The sequence below is a fragment of the Sphingomonas sp. LM7 genome, from assembly GCF_002002925.1.
Classification (GTDB): Bacteria; Pseudomonadota; Alphaproteobacteria; order Sphingomonadales; family Sphingomonadaceae; genus Sphingomonas.
This window is the reverse complement of the sequence record NZ_CP019511.1, coordinates 1,956,983-1,973,231: the sequence shown is the minus strand read 5'-3', so window position 1 is coordinate 1,973,231 and position 16,249 is coordinate 1,956,983. Positions and strand designations below refer to the sequence as shown.

General features: G+C 66.0%; 15 protein-coding genes. 5 read left to right on the top strand and 10 right to left on the bottom strand.

Annotated elements, in window-relative coordinates:
- The first annotated feature begins 6 nt into the window (after nucleotides 1-6).
- The gene (locus BXU08_RS08765; RefSeq protein WP_077509714.1) at nucleotides 7-1,032 is read left to right on the top strand and encodes a pectinesterase family protein; all 1,026 of its coding nucleotides are present in this window, start codon (nucleotides 7-9) and stop codon (nucleotides 1,030-1,032) included.
- On the opposite strand, the gene BXU08_RS08760 is transcribed toward BXU08_RS08765, so the two are convergent.
- Both BXU08_RS08760 and glpD read right to left on the bottom strand, forming a co-directional pair.
- Nucleotides 1,022-1,354 (bottom strand): PilZ domain-containing protein, encoded by a 333-nt coding sequence (locus BXU08_RS08760; RefSeq protein ID WP_077509713.1) that lies wholly within the window; start codon nucleotides 1,352-1,354, stop codon nucleotides 1,022-1,024. The genes BXU08_RS08765 and BXU08_RS08760 overlap by 11 nt on opposite strands.
- Nucleotides 1,355-1,404: 50 nt before the next feature.
- Nucleotides 1,405-2,886 (bottom strand): glycerol-3-phosphate dehydrogenase, encoded by a 1,482-nt coding sequence (gene glpD, locus BXU08_RS08755; protein ID WP_253190558.1) that lies wholly within the window; start codon nucleotides 2,884-2,886, stop codon nucleotides 1,405-1,407.
- Nucleotides 2,887-2,915: 29 nt separating this feature from the next.
- Between glpD and rnr the strand changes: the two genes are divergently transcribed.
- Nucleotides 2,916-5,198: a ribonuclease R gene (gene rnr / locus BXU08_RS08750; protein WP_077509711.1), complete on the top strand. Its 2,283-nt coding sequence runs from the start codon at nucleotides 2,916-2,918 to the stop codon at nucleotides 5,196-5,198.
- Between the two features lie 15 nt (nucleotides 5,199-5,213).
- Here the strand turns inward: rnr and BXU08_RS08745 are convergent, their stop codons facing one another.
- Entirely contained in the window at nucleotides 5,214-6,377 is a 1,164-nt protein-coding gene (locus BXU08_RS08745) for a trans-acting enoyl reductase family protein (RefSeq protein ID WP_077509710.1), read from the bottom strand.
- Between the two features lie 174 nt (nucleotides 6,378-6,551).
- On the opposite strand from BXU08_RS08745, the gene BXU08_RS08740 reads away from it, so the two are divergent.
- Together BXU08_RS08740 and BXU08_RS08735 are read left to right on the top strand one after the other, a co-directional pair.
- Complete coding sequence (locus BXU08_RS08740) at nucleotides 6,552-7,466, top strand: class I SAM-dependent methyltransferase (protein WP_216352913.1); 915 nt, start codon at nucleotides 6,552-6,554, stop codon at nucleotides 7,464-7,466.
- Nucleotides 7,467-7,585: 119 nt separating this feature from the next.
- Nucleotides 7,586-8,176: a hypothetical protein gene (locus BXU08_RS08735; protein ID WP_150125476.1), complete on the top strand. Its 591-nt coding sequence runs from the start codon at nucleotides 7,586-7,588 to the stop codon at nucleotides 8,174-8,176.
- Between the two features lie 6 nt (nucleotides 8,177-8,182).
- On the opposite strand, the gene BXU08_RS08730 is transcribed toward BXU08_RS08735, so the two are convergent.
- Complete coding sequence (locus tag BXU08_RS08730; RefSeq protein WP_077509708.1) at nucleotides 8,183-9,967, bottom strand: ABC transporter transmembrane domain-containing protein; 1,785 nt, start codon at nucleotides 9,965-9,967, stop codon at nucleotides 8,183-8,185.
- A gap of 183 nt (nucleotides 9,968-10,150) precedes the next feature.
- Here BXU08_RS08730 and BXU08_RS08725 point away from each other — a divergent pair, with 183 nt between their 5' ends.
- Nucleotides 10,151-11,383, top strand: a complete 1,233-nt coding sequence (locus BXU08_RS08725; RefSeq protein WP_077509707.1) for a polyhydroxyalkanoate depolymerase — start codon at nucleotides 10,151-10,153, stop codon at nucleotides 11,381-11,383.
- Between the two features lie 407 nt (nucleotides 11,384-11,790).
- On the opposite strand, the gene BXU08_RS08720 is transcribed toward BXU08_RS08725, so the two are convergent.
- The 6 genes from BXU08_RS08720 to BXU08_RS08695 form a co-directional block, all read right to left on the bottom strand.
- Nucleotides 11,791-12,159, bottom strand: coding sequence for a YkvA family protein (locus BXU08_RS08720; protein ID WP_077509706.1), 369 nt, complete (start codon nucleotides 12,157-12,159; stop codon nucleotides 11,791-11,793).
- Between the two features lie 42 nt (nucleotides 12,160-12,201).
- Complete coding sequence (locus BXU08_RS08715) at nucleotides 12,202-12,684, bottom strand: pyridoxamine 5'-phosphate oxidase family protein (RefSeq protein WP_077509705.1); 483 nt, start codon at nucleotides 12,682-12,684, stop codon at nucleotides 12,202-12,204.
- A gap of 44 nt (nucleotides 12,685-12,728) precedes the next feature.
- The gene (locus BXU08_RS08710) at nucleotides 12,729-13,679 is read right to left on the bottom strand and encodes a glucokinase (protein ID WP_150125475.1); all 951 of its coding nucleotides are present in this window, start codon (nucleotides 13,677-13,679) and stop codon (nucleotides 12,729-12,731) included.
- Between the two features lie 155 nt (nucleotides 13,680-13,834).
- On the bottom strand, nucleotides 13,835-14,356 hold the full coding sequence (locus BXU08_RS08705; protein ID WP_077509703.1) for a DUF805 domain-containing protein: 522 nt from the start codon (nucleotides 14,354-14,356) through the stop codon (nucleotides 13,835-13,837).
- A gap of 42 nt (nucleotides 14,357-14,398) precedes the next feature.
- Entirely contained in the window at nucleotides 14,399-15,577 is a 1,179-nt protein-coding gene (locus BXU08_RS08700; RefSeq protein ID WP_077509702.1) for an acetyl-CoA C-acyltransferase, read from the bottom strand.
- Between the two features lie 154 nt (nucleotides 15,578-15,731).
- On the bottom strand, nucleotides 15,732-16,163 hold the full coding sequence (locus BXU08_RS08695) for a MaoC family dehydratase (protein ID WP_077509701.1): 432 nt from the start codon (nucleotides 16,161-16,163) through the stop codon (nucleotides 15,732-15,734).
- Nucleotides 16,164-16,249: the final 86 nt, after the last annotated feature.

The window sequence follows — 16,249 nt, the reverse complement described above, 5'->3', positions numbered from 1 at the left end:
GGGAATATGGTCGATCGACGGACGGTGCTGGCCGGGGCGCTGATGCTGCCCATCGCCGCGCAGGCCGAGGAGCGCTGGGACGCGATCGTCGATCCCCGCACCGGCACGCTCTGCAAGGCACTCGAAGCGGCCGCGGCGGCAGGCGGACGTCCGTTCCGGATATTCGTGCGCGAAGGCGTGCTGGTCGAGAAGCTGACGATCGCTGTTCCCAACGTGACCATCGTCGGCAGCGGGCGCGGCACGGTGCTGAACTTCGGCACTTATGCCGGGCTCAAGCATCCCGACGGCAACAATTGGGGCACCGGGCGCACCGGCACGCTGACCATCGCAGCGCCGGGCACCACGCTGCGCAATCTGACCATCCGCAACAGCTTCGACTATATTGGCGCTAGGCGCGACAATGCCGGCAATGGCGCGCAGGCGGTGGCACTGGTGATCGGTCGCGAGGCGGACCGGACGCTGGTCGAGCGCTGCTGGCTCGAAGGCTATCAGGACACGCTCTACGTCCAGAGCCGCTCGCGGATCGCCGATTGCCGGATCGTCGGCGGAGTAGACTTCATCTTTGGCGGTGCAGCGACGTGGTTCGAGGGGTGCGAGATCGTCACGCGCTTTGTGCCGGGCGCGACCGAGTTCGGCTTCCTCACTGCACCGAGCACGCCGCTGGAGCAGGACTATGGCCTCGTCTTCTCACGCTGCCGCCTGCGCCATGAGCGTGGCGTGCCGGCACGGTCGGTCTGGCTCGGCCGGCCGTGGCGCGCTGGCGGCAACATGGCGCTGACCGGCCAATCAGTGTTTCTCAATTGCTGGATGGACGCGCATATCCGGCGCGAGGGCTGGACCTGGATGGGGTATAAGGGGCCCGACGGCGAGCCGCGGAGGTTGATTCCGCAGGAGGCGCGGCTGTTCGAATATGCCAGCTACGGGCCGGGTGCGGGGCCGGCTTCGGCGACGCGACGGATGCTAAGCGTTGCGGATGCCGCGAAGTTCACCCGCGCAAACGTACTCGGCGACTGGGACGGGTTCAGCAGATAACGAGGGTCAGCGAGCGCATCAGGCTCCGCTCGATCGGCGCATCGAAGCGGCAGCCGATATGGACGCCGTCGTTCCACATGACCGTGGCGGCGATGGGAAGGCTTTCCTGGAGGCGCAGCCAGACGCGTTCGCCTTCGCCATGTTCACTGGTGCAGGCGAGGCGGCAACCATAGACCGAGAGGTCGCGCAGGATCGCTTCGATCGAGGTGTTGCCTTGCTTGCGGACGGTGGCGCGGGTGACGATGATGCGATGCCGCGGCTCGCTGCGCTGTTCTACCAGCGCAGGTCCAACCGTCCGGAATTGCGAAAGCCTTGTTGCCATTTTTTCTGCCCCCGCAGAGCGCGCCCGGGGGTGGACCTATCGACAAATGGTTAAACGAATGTTGCGCTCCACCAGCGCGCGAAGGCGTCGCGCTCGGCGCGGGAGAGATGAAGCCCGAGCTTCGAGCGGCGGAAAAGCGCGTCGTCGGGGGTAAGGGCCCATTCCCGGTCGTGCATCCAGCGCGCTTCGATCTCGGTGAGGCCGGCGCCCAGCGTTGTGCCCATGCCGGCTTCGTCTTCGACATCGCCGAGCATCTCGCCGAGCAAATTTCCATAGGCACGTGCCATCCGGCGGGCCCGTTCCTCGCCCAGGAACGGCCAGCGCGCCAGGACGTGTTCGAGGTGAAGATCGAACCCGGCGATCGCGCCGCCGGGAAAGACACGGGCACGGGTGCGTGGACGCGGCTCGATGCCCAGCGCCGGGCCGATCTTTTCGATGGCCTCTTCGGCGAGCGCGCGTGCAGTGGTGATCTTGCCGCCGAAGATGGAGAGCAACGGTGAACCATCCTCGTCGAGTTCGAGGAGGTAATCGCGCGTGACGGTCTGCGCCTTGGCCGCGCCGTCGTCGTGGAGCGGGCGCACGCCCGACCAGGTCCAGACGACATCGGCAGGCGAGACTTTCCGAATCAAATAGCGGTTCACTGCGTCGCAGAGATACTGCGTTTCCTCTTGCGAACAGATCGCATCTTCGGGCCGCTCGACTGCAATGTCGGTGGTGCCGATCTCGGTGAATTCGTCCTCATACGGGATGGCGAAGACGATGCGGCGGTCGGGCTGCTGGAGGATATAGGCGTGGTCTCCCTCGAACAGTTTCGGCACGACGATATGGCTGCCCTTGACCAGCCGGACCTGCGAAGGAGTCGCAATAGATAGCTTGTTGAGAAGCGTTCGCACCCAGGGGCCGGCCGCGTTGACCAGACCCCGGGCTTCGACGGCGCGACCATCGGAGAGCATTGCCCACCAGACGTTGCCGGAGCGGACAGCGGACGTCAGTTCGGTCCGCGTTGCGATCTCGGCACCGTGCGCGGCGGCGTCGAGGGCGTTGGCCAGCGTCAGGCGGGCATCATCGACCCATGCGTCCGAATAGACGAAGCCGCGATGGTCGCCGGCTAAGGGGCCGAGGAAGGCGGTGTCGGTTGCGTGGAGGCTGCGCGAGCGGGGCAGCGAGGATCGTCCGGCGAGCATATCGTAGAGCCACAGTCCGGCGCGGACCATCCACCACGGGCGGACCGCATGCGCGTGCGGCAGCACGAAGGTCATTGGTCGGATCAAATGCGGCGCGGCAGCGAGCAGGCGCTCGCGCTCGTGCAGTGCTTCGCGGACGAGGCGAAACTCATAGGTCTCGAGATAGCGCAGGCCGCCATGGATGAGCTTGGTCGAGGCGGAGGACGTGTGGCTGGCGAGATCGTCCTGCTCGACGAGCAGCACTTTCAATCCGGCAAGCGACGCCTCGCGGGCGATCGCGCAGCCGTTGATCCCGCCGCCGACGATGAGGAGATCATAGTGCACGCCGCCAGTTACGCAGTTGGACAAGTTGCCGCGAGCCCCTATCTTCGGGGTCAATGACAAAACAGAACAAAAGAGCCGGACTGCCCAGCAGGGAGCAGATCCTCGATTTCATTTCCACCTCCCCGACCCCCGCCGGCAAGCGCGAGATCGCCAAGGCGTTCGGGCTGCATGCGCAGGACAAGATCGCGCTCAAGGCGCTGCTCAAGGACATGGGCGACGAGGGGCTGATCGACAGCGCCCCGGGCCGCGCCTTCCACAAGATGGGGGGCGTCCCCAAGGTCACCGTGCTGCGGATCGTCGATGCCGATGGCGACATGGTCTGGGCAGTGCCCGAACGCTGGGAGGCCGAGGGTATCCCGGTGCCGCGGCTGCGCGTCCGCGAACAGCGCGGCAAGCGCTCGGCGCTCGGCGTCGGCGACCGGATCCTCGCGCGCACCGAAGAGGCCGGCAAAGGCTGGATCGCGCACCCGATGAAGAAGCTTGCGGGCGGCGAGGAGCAGATGCTCGGCGTCGTTCGCGAGGAAGGCGGGCGGCTGTTCCTGCACGGCGTCGACAAGAAGGAACGCAACACCTACCCGATTTCCGAGCGCAATGGCGCCGAGCCGGGCGACCTCGTTCTCGCCAACAAGGCAGGCAAGCCGCCGCGGATCTTCGCGCATGTCGTCGAGCGGCTGGGCGATCCGTTCGCGCCGCGCAGCTTCTCGCTGATCGCGATCCACAAGCACGGCATTCCCAACGTCTTTTCGGAAGAGCTGCTTGCCGAAGCGGAGCGGGTGTCGAAGCAGGATCTCGGTGCGCGCGAGGACCTGCGCGACTTGCCGATCGTCGCGATCGATCCGGCCGATGCGCGCGATCACGACGACGCGGTGTGGGCGGCGCCCGACGACGATCCCAAGAACGAAGGCGGCTGGAAAGCGGTGGTCGCGATCGCCGACGTCAGCTTCTATGTGCGGCCCGGCTCGCAGATCGACCGCGAGGCGCGCAAGCGGGGCAACTCGGTCTATTTCCCCGATCGCGTCGTGCCGATGCTGCCGGAGATCCTCTCGGCAGAGATCTGCTCGCTCAAGGAAGGCGAGGACCGTGCGGCGCTGGCCTGCCACATCCAGGTCGGCAAGCACGGCGAACTCAAGAGCTGGCGTTTCACGCGTGCGGTGGTGAGCATCGCCGCGAACATCGCCTATGACGATGCCCAGACGATCATCGACGGGCCGAAGAGCGCGCGCGCCTTGCTCGACGATCGCTTCGCTCCCGGCGCGGAAATGCGCGATGCGATCGAGCCTGCGCTACGCCATCTCTGGGACTGCTGGCGTGCGCTTAACAGCGCGCGCGAGAAGCGCGAGCCGCTCGACCTCGATTTGCCCGAGCGGCGGATCGTGCTCGACGAGAAGGGGCGGATCCTGTCGGTGGCGCCGCGCGAGCGGCTCGACGCGCACAAGCTGATCGAGGACTACATGATCGCCGCCAACGTCGCCGCGGCCAAGGCGCTCGAGGCGAAGAAGGCGCCGGTGATGTACCGCGTCCACGAGCCGCCGGCACGCGAGAAGCTCGTCGCGCTCAAGGAATATCTGAAGACCTACGACATGGAGTTCGCGCTGGGCCAGGTGATCAGGCCGGCGACCTTCAACCGCATCCTGGAGCTGGTGGGCGAAGCGGACTTCCGCGACGAGGTCATGCAGCAGGTGCTGCGTACCCAGACCCAGGCCTATTACGGCCCCCAGAATGCCGGGCATTTCGGACTGTCGCTGGGCAGCTACGGGCACTTCACCTCGCCGATCCGGCGCTATGCCGACCTGATCGTCCACCGCTCGCTGGTCGATGCGTACAAGCTCGGGCCGGGCGGGTTGACCGCCGAAGAGGCTGGCTCGATGGACCGGATCGGCGAGAGCATCTCGACGCTGGAACGCCGCGCGATGGAGGCCGAGCGCGAGACGATCGACCGCTATGTCGCCGCCTATCTCTCCGCGCATGTCGGCGAAGTGATGGACGCGCGGATCACCGGCGTGCAGAATTTCGGTTTCTTCGCGACGATCGACGGGATCGGCGGCGACGGGCTGGTCCCGGTGCGCGATCTCGGCACCGAATATTTCCGCTACGATGAAGCGAGCCAGCGACTGATCGGCGAGGACACCGGCGAGTTCTTCGCGATGGGCCAGCGCTTGAAGCTGCGGCTGGCCGAGGCGAACCCGGTCTCGGGCGCGCTGCGTTTCGAATTGCCCGACGGCAAGGGTTCGGCATCGAGCGGCGGCGGACGTGAGGAGCGCGGCCGGGGGCCGAAGCGCGTGATCAAGCATCGCGGCCGCCCGGCGAACATCCGGCACCAGGGGCGCAAGCGCTAGCCGCTCCCCAGATCGCTATTCGATCGTGAAGGTCAGCCCCGCTTTCTCCTGAAGCCGGGCCTTGAGCGGCTCGGCCATCAGCGCGCCGGGGGTCCAGATCCCGCCTTCGCCCTGGACGTCGCGGAGCAGGCAGAGCGCGCTTTCGGCGATCATCTTGCTGGTCGAGCCATAGCCCGGATCGCGGTCGCCCTTGACGCTTGCGGTGACGCGTTCGCCGCCCGGCATCTCGGCGATGAAGGCGATGTCGTAATGGCCGGTCTCGCGCTCTTCCTTGCTCGGGCCTTCGCCGGGGGCGGGGCCCTTGTCCGAACTCATCGGATTCATCTTGGCGATCGCCTCGGCCGCGGCCTTGCCGATGTCGCCCAGGCCCGGCGCGACCATCATCTCGTCATACTGGAAGTCCGCGCCATAGGGACGGCCGGCGAGGAAGTTGGTACGGTGGACGTTCTTGGTGTTGATCACCGCCATCATGAACGGCGCGACCCAGCTGCCGACGGCTTCGTCATATTCGGGGAGCACGCCCTTGGGCTGGCTCGGCCCTTCGAAGCCGGGCGTGAGTGCGAACGGATCGATCAGCGCCTTGAACACTGCGGGATCCTTGGCCGCCGCCATCGCGGTCGCCTTGCCGCTGGCGAAGGTGCCGCCCGAGAAGGTGCCCTTCATCGTGCGGACACGGCCCTTCACGCGCGGCGCGGGCTTGCCGAAGCGGCGGATCGCTTCCTGCTCGACCGTCCAGACCCCAAGATCGAACGGGATGGAATCGAAGCCGCACGAAAAGACGATGCGCGCGCCGCTGGCCTTGGCGGCCTCGTGATATTTGCCGATCATCGCATGCATGAAATTGGGTTCGCCGCATAGATCGACATAGGCGGTGCCGGTCTCGACGCACGCCGCGAGCAAAGGCTCGCCGTAGAGCTGATAGGGGCCGACGGTGGTGATGATTACCTGCGCCCGTGCAGTCAGCGCCTTGAGCGCCGCGGGATCATCGGCGTTGGCGGTGAGCAAAGGCGTGTCCGCCGAGGCGCCGATTTCGTCGCGGACCTGTTCGAGCTTGGTCAGCGAGCGGCCGGCCATCGCCCAGTTCACTTGCGGGTAGCTGGCCGCGAGATATTCGGCGACCAGCCGGCCAGTGAAGCCGGTGGCGCCATAGACGATGATCTCGAATTCTCGGTCGGCCATTGCTCTCTCCATACCATCGGCACGCGTCGGTCGCGTGCGCCGCTTTGGCATACCCGATATTCTGAAATCTCCGGGAGCGCCAGCCCGGGCGGGCGTTCGCTCCATGTGTGCGCAAAGCATTCTATAAAGAACGGACTGCCGCGGATTAACTACGGCGCTGGGGACAGCAGAGACATGAGCTTCGGAACCTTCATCGAGCCGTATGAAAGCGCGCAGGACATCACCGCGCTGCGCGAGCGCCTGCAGAGCCATATCGGCTGCGGCTATCGTGCGGTCTCGGCCGCCGGGCCGCTGCTGGGGCAGAACCGCATCTTCGACCGGATCGTCGAGAGGATTCACACGCTCGATATCGACTATGAGGACCAGTGCTCGGCCCAATATTATTTCGACCTCGTCCGCACGCTCCGCGACTTCAACGGCCAGTTCGACCGCGTCGTCGAAGTCGGCGTGTTCATGGGCGGTTCGACGTCGTACCTTGCAGGCTGCGCCGAGAGCTTCGACTTCGACATCGATCTGGTCGACGTCAGCGCCTCATACCTGCGCTTCGCCTATGAGCGTGCGCGGCGACTTTACCCCGAAGCGGCCAAGCGCATGCGCCTGTTCCACGGCGACTTGCCGACCTATGTCCGCGAAGTAATGCTCGAGGAGAGCGATCGCCGCTCGATCGTCCATCATGACGGCTGCCATGAGTTCAACCAGGTCGTGAAGGACATGGGGTCGCTCTATTATGCCCGGCAGAATCTGCTCGCGGTGATCGCGCAGGACACGCATCTGCGCGGGTCGGCCAAATATCTGAACTTCGTCGACATGGCCCTCTACGCCGTGTTCGGGCTGGACCTGAAGTTCGCACCGATCGGCAAGGTGCTGAGCCAGCACGATCCGATGACGTCGCCCGATCAGTATCACGGCAACTATTTCATGGCCGGTGTGGCCGAAGGCGTGGTGCTGCCGATGGCGGCGAACAATTTCGTCTATCCCCATCCCGCGCATGCGATCGACCATTTGCTGCCCACGCAGGAAGAAATCGCCGAGATCCACGCAATCTATGGCGACGATGTCGTGATGACCTGGACTGCCGCCGCCGCGTAGTCGGCGAGGTCGCTCGCGATTTCGCCACGGGACAGCCCGGATGGGCCGCTCGTGGCGGAACTCGCCCTGTGGTGGCAGGCGTTGGACGGGGCATGAACTTTCCCCCAAAATCCATGCGCATGCCGCTTCCCGGAGCGGCGGTCGCGGCGCTGTTCGCGCTCGCCGCCTGTTCGCAGGCCGATGACGGCAACGTCACCGCTGCAGATCCTGAGCCCGTGGTGGCGACAGACAATGCCGCCAGCGCGCACGCGCCGGTGGCCGTTCCAGCATCGCCAAGCCCGACACCGACGCAGTCGCCTTCGGGAGCCGTGGACGGCGAGACCATTGGTGGCGATGGGTCCCAGATCCGGCTGTCGCCGCTGGGCGAGAAGGACATCACCGATGCCGCGCTTTCGGGCGAACTGGCCTGCAGCTTCGGGCAGGGTCGCAATGCCACGTTACTGCTCGCCAAGGGCGACGTCGCGTCGAAGGAGCGCGCCTGGGGCGTGATCAAGGTCGGGGACTATGTCGAGCGCGTCAGCGCGCCAGGCGGCTATGACGGGATGCTGAAGGGCGGCACCTTTGCCGGCAAGGGCGTGGTGTTGCGAATCGCAGTGGCCGGTCCGCCCCGGGGCGGTGGGGAGTCGCCCCCTCAGAGTGCGACGCTGACCTATCAGCGGCCGGATGGCGCCAGCCGGGTGTTCCGTGGAAGCTGGACCTGTGGGCCCTGATACAGTCTAGGCGTCGTTGAACTGCAGCGCTGCGAGCCGCGCGTAGAGGCCGCCGGCGCCGACCAGTTCTGCATGGGTGCCGGTCTCGACGATGCGGCCCTCGTCCATCACGATGATCCGGTTGGCGGCGCGCACCGTCGCCAGGCGATGGGCGATGACGAGCGTTGTGCGGTGCTCCATCAGTCGTTCGAGCGCGTCCTGGACGAGGCGCTCGCTCTCCGCATCGAGTGCGGAGGTGGCTTCGTCGAGCAGCAGGATCGGCGCGTCGCGGAGCAGTGCGCGGGCGATCGCGATGCGCTGGCGCTGGCCGCCCGACAGGCGCGCGCCAGCTTCGCCGAGGAAGGTGTCGAGGCCCTGCGGCAGCTCACGCAGGAAGTCGGCGGCATTGGCGGCCTCCGCCGCGGCCCAGATGGCGTCGTCATCGGCGTCCCACGCACCATAGCGGAGATTGTCGCGTGCCGAGGCGCCGAAGATCACCGTGTCCTGCGGGACGATCGCCATGCGGCCACGAATATCGGCCGGATCGGCTTGGCGGACATCGACGCCATCGACCCGGACGCTGCCGGTCTCGGGGTCGTAGAAGCGCTGGAGCAGTTGGAAGAGCGTCGACTTGCCGGCACCAGAGGGGCCGACCACCGCTACGGTTTCGCCCGGGCGGATGTCGAGCGAGAAATCGGCGAGCGCCGCGACTTCGGGGCGGGTGGGATAGCGGAAGGTGACATCCGCAAACGCCACTGCGCCTTGCGGGGGCTGCGGTAGCGGCATCGGATTGGCCGGTGCGGCGATGTCGGGGGTCTCGCGCAGCAGCTCGGCAAGGCGGCTGGCGGCGCCCGAGCCGCGGAGGAGCTCGCCATAGACTTCGGTCAGCGCGCCAAACGAGCCGGTGACGAGGCCCGCGGTGATCACGAAGGCGGTGATCGAGCCGCCAGAGATGCGGCCCTCGGCGACGCCGTACACTGCGTCCCACATGATCAGCGTGATCGCCGTGAAGAGCAGGCCGATCACCGCCGCGGTCATCACGGCACGCAGCGCGAAGCGGCGCTTGGCGGCGGCGAAGCTGCGCGCGACGGCGTCTTCGAAACGCTCCGCCTCACGCCGTTCCTGCCCGAAGGCCTGGACGATGCGCATCGCGCCCAGCGTCTCGGAGGCGATCGAGCCGATATCGGCGACGCGGTCCTGGCTGGAGCGCGAGAGATTGCGTACGCGGCCGCCGAGCCAGACGATCGGCAGCACGATCACCGGGATGCCGACGATCAGGTAAGCCGCGATCTTGGGCGACAGCGTGAACAGATAGATGATGCCGCCCACGCCGGTGAGCAGGTTGCGCAGCGCCGTCGATACGGTGTTGCCGACCACCATTTCCACAATCGCGGTGTCCGAAGTGAGCCGCGAGGCGATCTCCGACGGGCGGTTTTCCTCGAACCATTTGGGCGGCAGGCGCAGCAGGTTGCGATGGACCGCGGTGCGCATGTCGGCGACGGTGCGCTCGCCCACCCACGAAACGAAGAAGAAGCGGACTGCCGTGGCGACTGCGAGCACGAGCACGACGAGCAGCAGGCCCTGGAAGTGGACGCCGATCTTGCTGGTGTCGGCGCCGGCGGCGAAACCATTGTCGACGATCTGCTTGAAGGTGCGCGGGATCCACAGGGTCGCAACCGACGAGCCGATCAGCGCGAGCGTCGCCATGGCGAGCTGGAGCGGATAGCGGCGCGTGAAGCTCCACACGACGAGCAGATTGCTGAGCTTGCGCCGGGGCTGGGGTGCGGGCGCAGGCGGGACGGGTTCGGCCATGGCGCGGGGAACTAGCGTGAATGCGCGGGGAGGGGAACACTTCTTGCTCCCGATGGGAGAGGGAAATGGGAACCAGTTTCATATTTGGAAGATTTGGTATGACAACGTTGCACCGCAACACGGCGCGTTCTATTAGTAATATAAGTCGCCGCCGTTCCAACGGGTGACGGTGGAAGGAATTACATGCTCTACGACGCATATGAGATTCAGCGCTCGCTCCTTGCCGGGGCCAGCGCCTGGGCCAATTTCTCCGCCGGTCTGCTCAACAATCCGTCCAACCCCTTCGCCTATTTCGGCGGCGGACCCGTGGTCGCTTCGGCGCTCGAAGTGTTCGCGCATGCCTCGGCACCGCGTGGCAAGCCCGATTTCGGGCTTGATTTCACGATGATCGACGACAAACAGGTCGAGGTGCACGAGGAAATCGTGCTTCGCAAACCGTTCGGCCAGCTCAAGCGCTTCGTGCGCAAGGGCGTCGAGGGTGGTCCCAAGCTTCTGATCGTCGCACCCATGTCGGGCCATTATGCCACGCTGCTGCGCGGCACGGTCGAGCGGATGCTGCCGGTGGCGGACGTCTACATCACCGACTGGCGCGACGCTAAGCTGGTCCCGCTCGCCGACGGCGTGTTCGACCTCGACGACTATGTCGATTATCTGGTCGAGTTTCTCGCGCACATCGGTGCGCAGGGTGACGCCCGCGCGCATATGCTGGCGGTGTGCCAGCCTTCGGTTCCGGCGTTCGCCGCCGCAGCGCTGATGAGCGCGGACAAGCATCCCAACCGGCCCAGAACGCTCACCATGATGGGCGGCCCGATCGACACCCGCGAGGCGCCGACCGCGGTCAACACGCTAGCGACCGAGCGTCCTCACAGCTGGTTCTCGCAGAACGTCATCGCGACGATCCCGGCGACGTACGCCGGCGCGGGGCGGCGGGTCTATCCCGGCTTCCTGCAGCTTGCGGGCTTCATGACGATGAACCTGGGCAGCCACATGATTTCGCACTGGGAGATGTTCAAGCATCTCGTCCAGGGCGACGGCGAAGCGTCCGATTCGACGATGAAGTTCTACGAGGAATATCGCTCGGTTTGCGACATGACCGCCGAATTCTATCTCCAGACGATCGACGTCGTGTTCCAGAGCCACGCGCTGCCCAAGGGCGAGATGATGCACCGCGGGCGCAAGGTCGATCCGGCAGCGATCACCGACGTTGCCATCTTGGCGATCGAAGGCGAGCGCGACGATATTTCGGGGCTAGGCCAGACCAAAGCGGCGCTGACCATCGCGACCAAGCTGCCAGCCAAGCTCAAGAAATATCACATGGCACCCGAAGTCGGCCATTACGGCATCTTCAACGGATCCAAGTGGCGGACCAAGATCGCGCCGGTGCTCGAGCAGTGGATGGCTGCGCACAGCGGCTGACGTCTGGCCAAAGGTCACACCAGGGGCACACTGTCGTGCATGTTCCCGCGGCGGCGTAGCCATGCGGAAAATCGCAAAGGTTGAGCCCAACGGGCGTTTGCGTTGGGGCCGGGATCGACGCTGTCAAAGAGCGAGGGCCAAGTGGCCCGAGCGTCGATTTCAGCAGGTGAAATCCTACATTTCAAGCGGCTTGTCAGTCGCAGCCAGACGCCCCCAGCCAATGGGGAGAATGGCCATTATCAAGCCGCACCCGATCGAATCTCATGGTGTAGAGACCTCCGTCACCCCAGCCTCGTGTCGGGCTGCACGGTGCCGCTGCCGAAAGGCTGGAGGCGCTTGCTTCTCGCAGGCGGCTTGGTGGGACCCCGGCGCAAGGCCGGGGTGACGGTAAGGAGGTGTGGCGCTCGTCAGTCGTACGCCGTAACCAGCACGCTCCACGCCAGCAGCGCGAGCGCGCCCCAGATCGCAACAACGATCAGCACGCCGCCCCAGCTTACCGGGCGGCGGGTGGCGATCTCGGCGTTGGCGCGGTGTTCGGCGAATTGGGCCGAGTCGATCATCTTCTCGAATAGCCACACGCCGATCGGAATCAGGATCGCGTCGTCGAGCAGGCCCAGCACCGGGATGAAATCGGGGATCAGGTCGATAGGCGACAGCGCATAAGCTGCGATTAGCAGCCCGAACAGCTTGGCATAGAGCGGCGTCCGCGGATCGCGCGCGGCTAACCAGACGGCGTGCGCTTCGGTGCGGATGCGGTGCGCGAGCGAGGGGCCCATGGCGCACCGTTCGCGCGCCCGGGCCCCGCGGTCAATGGCGGATCAGCTTTCGGCAGTGGTATCGACCACCGCGTGGCTGCCTTCCTCGCCGCTCTTGATCTTGCCGCCGAACAGCATCTTGAGCTTGCCGCTCACCGACATGTCGGTCTCCCACAGTTCGGCGCTGTCGATATCGAAGCGGAGCAAGGCCAAGTTGGGATCGTCCTTGCCGCCGGGAAACCAGGCTTCGACATGGCTGTTCCACAGCTTGTCGATCTGGGCGAAGTCGTTGTCGATCTTCGCAGTGCCGTCGAAGCAGGCGAAATAATCATGACCCTTGGAGACGAAATGCGCCATCGCGCGCCCGCCGGGGGCGAGGCGATTATCCTTGCCGATGAAGAAGAACAGCGTGTCGACCTGATCCTCGTCGAGCTGCGCGGTCAGCGGGATATGGTGCTCGGGGCTGTCGGTCAGCCCGATCATCACGAAGGGGCTGGCGGCTAGCTTCTTCCAGAGGTCCTGCTTGAGTTCGGTAGTGTCGGCCATGATGCGCTCCCGGATAAGGTTCGGAAGAGTAACGGCGCGGACGTTCAGGCGTTCCCGAGTGCGGCGGCGGCGCCGAGCAGTTCTAGGTCGTTGCGGTTGACCAGCGAGACGGGCACCTCGGTGAGCTGACGGCGGAACGCGGCCTTGCCTTCGAGACGGCGGCGGAAGCCCGGGTCCATAAGCTGCGGGTGGAGCGCGCGGGCGATCGCCCCGGTGAGGAAGACGCCGTCCCACGCGCCATAGGCGAGCGCGAGATCGCCCGCGAAGCTGCCGAGATGCTCGACGAACATGCGGACCACCGCGGTGCTCACCGGATCGCGGCCGACATTGCGAGTCACCTCCTCGGGCTTGTCGAGCTTCTTGCCGCCCGACAGCGCTTCATAGGCGAGCAGCAGGCCCGGGGCGCTGAGCAGGGTCTCGATGTCGAATTGCAGGCCCTTCGACGTGCAATAATCGGCGAAGCGGCGCTCGTCGGGTGTGCTGGCGGCCAGCGACATGTGCCCTGCCTCGGTCTGGAGCGCGCTGAGCTTGCCGCTTGCAGTCACCAGCGCGGCGACGCCGAGGCCGGTGCCGGTGCCGAGCACCACGTAATTGCCGCCGGCCTCGACCAGCTTGGGGGCGGGCCCCTGAAGCGGCGTGAAGGCGGATACCGGCAGCATGGTCAGTGCGAGCGCGTTGGCCGCGCATTCGTTGAGCGCCTGCGGACGGACGCGCAGCACCGCTTCGACGCCCGTCAGCGAGATGTACCAGCGGCTGCCTGTCAGGTTGATGAGGTCGCCGCGCACCGCCCCGGCCACGGCGAGCACGCTGGGCAGCCGCGCTTCCTGCAGGCCGACGCCCCCGAGATAGGCGACCAGCGCGCTGGTGAAGGTGGGATGCTCGACGGTGAGGAACTTGCGCACGTCGCGCGGCACCATGCCCGCGTCGCCGCCGGTCAGGCCAAATCGAACCGATTGGCGGCCGATATCGGCCACCAGCGCTACGTCTCCAGCCACTTGCGGCCCCTCCATTGCGGCTCCCTTGGCGGGAGCTCTGGCGCTGGTATCGCTAACAGACGTTACGGAAATCACAACGTTGTGTGATGCCAGCGTTGTCAGGAGGTTATTATGCGAATGGCCGCCGGGGCAAGTGGAAGTTGTTACATCGCTTGTTACATGGGCGCGAGGGTCGCGGAGGAGCCTTTTCGCGGATCGGAGCCATACTGATTGTCGCCCGCCGTGCCCGGCAGAAAATCTAGGATGATCGTGCAGATGATTAGTCCGAGATAGGCGAGTTCCAGGAGCGTCGCGGCCAGACCCGGTGCCGGGTGCGCCTTCCATAGCAACAAGGTGAACCTTCCGCCGCCCCCTTGCGGGAGCCAAGCGGCTATCGCCCACACCAGCACTGCCGCTGCCTGGACCAGCAGCCACCATGCAGACCGACCCTGATCGTGGAGCCGCCGGACGGTGAGGGCCGCAAGCGGAACGGTCCAGAATGCCATCCAGCCGATTTCGGTCCATGACGGCGGTGTTGGCGGATCACCGAAAAAGGCTGGGCGAACCGCGTTCGCCAACATCCCGAAGCCGAGAAAGGTGAACAGCTCCGATCGCGTCGATCGGCCGGCGAAGGACAGGCAATCGCGAAACGGCCTGATCGCCAGGAGCAGCAGGCTTGGCTGGCGGGTCTCGGGCATCGCGGCAGACTGCACTGCCGCGATGCTCCGATCAAGCGGGCGTCAAAGGACCTCGAACAGCCCCGCCGCGCCCATGCCGCCGCCGACGCACATCGTCACGACGACGTACTTTGCGCCGCGGCGCTTGCCTTCGATCAGGGCGTGGCCAGTCATCCGCGCGCCGCTCATGCCATAGGGGTGGCCGATCGAGATCGCGCCACCGTTGACGTTGAGCAGCTCGGCCGGGATGCCGAGCTTGTCCTGGCAATAGAGCACTTGGACAGCGAATGCCTCGTTGAGCTCCCACAGGCCGATATCGTCCATCTTGAGGTTGAAGCGCTCGAGCAGCTTGGGGATCGCGTAGATCGGGCCGATGCCCATCTCGTCGGGCTTGGTGCCCGCAACGGCCATGCCGACATAGCGGCCGAGCGGGGTGAGGCCGCGCTTCGAGGCGAGCGATTCCTCCATCAGCACGCTGGCCGAGCTGCCGTCGGAAAGCTGGCTGGCGTTGCCGGCGGTGACGGTGCCGTTGGGGAGCACGGGATTGAGGCCCTTGAGGCCCTCGATCGTGGTGTCCGCGCGGTTGCCTTCGTCCTTGGTGAGCGTGACTTCCTTCTGCGAGACTTCCTTGGTCTCCTTGTTGACCACGTTCATCGTCGCGGTGACGGGCACGATCTCGTCGTCGAACTTGCCGGCGGCCTGTGCGGCGGCAGTGCGCTGCTGCGACTGGAGGGCATATTCGTCGCAGCGATCGCGATCGATGCCGTAGCGCGACGCGACAATTTCGGCGGTCTGGAGCATCGGCATGTAGATGTCGTTCTGGATCGCGAGCAACTCGCGGTCGGGCTCGACGCGCATTGCCGCGGTCTGGACGAGGCTGATCGATTCGACGCCGCCGCCGATTGCGATGTCCATGTTGTCGGTGATGATCTCCTTGGCCGCCGTAGCGATCGCCATCAGGCCGGAGGCGCATTGGCGGTCCACCGACATGCCGGCGACCGAGATCGGCAGCCCGGCGCGGAGCAGCGCGTTGCGGGCGATGTTGCCGGCCTGACTGCCCTGCTGGAGCGCGGCGCCGAACACCACGTCCTGCACTTCGGCCGGATCGATCCCGGCGCGCTCGACTGCGGCGCGAATCGAATGGCTGGCGAGCGTGGGTGCGGGCAGCGCATTGAAGGCGCCGCGATAGGCGCGGCCGATCGGGGTGCGGGCGGTAGAGACGATGACTGCGGAGCGAGACATGGGTTCTTCTCTCTTCTGCTCCCCTCCCTGCAAGGGAGGGGCTGGGGTGGGTGCCGACACGGCAGCGTCGGCCTCTTCTTCAGCGGAAGGGAGGCTCGCCTGCGGCTCGCACCCACCCCCGACCCCTCCCTTGCAGGGAGGGGAGATTTTTACGTCAAACGTAAACCAGCGCGATCCATTCGGCGATCAGCGCGGGCTTTTCCTCGCCTTCGATCTCGAGGGTATATTGCTGGACCTGCTCCCAGACGCCGGGCTTGCGCTCGGTGAATTTGAGCAGCTCGAAACGGCCGCGGACGCGCTTGCCCGAGCGGACGGGGGTGAGGAAGCGGACTTTGTTGCCGCCATAGTTCACGCCCATCTTGACGCCCTCGATCGCCGGCGCGCCGGTCTTCGCGGCGAGCATCGGCATCAACGACAGCGACAGGAAGCCATGCGCGATCGTCCCACCGAACGGCGTCTTCGCGGCCATTTCCGGGTTCACATGGATGAACTGGTGGTCGCCGGTCGCCTGGGCGAACTGGTCGATCATCGCCTGGGTGACCTCCACCCAGTCGGACACGCGTTCGGTGCCGATGCTGTCGGCCATCTGCTGAACGGTGATCGATCCCGTCGTCACTGAGGCTTCCTCCCCGCGCCGCTCCTATAGGGGCGCACCCCCATCTAGGGAAGGCG